Raw genomic sequence first — 279 nt, forward strand, 5'->3', positions numbered from 1 at the left:
TACGTACTTCTTGCATACTTGGTTATAGTGCGTTCGGTATGAGTACGCGTATGTATTACTACGCGTCCCGGGTGTTGATTAGTCTTGCTTATTTCATTCGCATGTCGTTTTTGACAGAACGCACGCCTTTGATATTACTGGCGATACGTACAGCAGTTTGTATGTTTTCTTGTGATCGTACAAAACCACTTAATTGAACGACACCTTTAAAGGTTTCCACGTTGATTTCGGCGACCTTGAGTGTTGGTTCATTCAGTATGGCCGCTTTGACTTCAGTGG

General features: G+C 43.0%; 1 protein-coding gene. It reads right to left on the bottom strand.

Going from position 1 to position 279, the window contains the following annotated elements; translation table 11 throughout:
- Nucleotides 1-88 precede the first annotated feature (88 nt).
- Nucleotides 89-279, bottom strand: a 191-nt coding sequence (locus ACO0K4_RS19820) for a BON domain-containing protein (protein WP_422958365.1), incomplete at its 5' end; no start/stop codon positions are given.

It is taken from the genome of Undibacterium sp. RuTC16W (assembly GCF_049339445.1).
Taxonomy (GTDB): domain Bacteria; phylum Pseudomonadota; class Gammaproteobacteria; order Burkholderiales; family Burkholderiaceae_D; genus Undibacterium.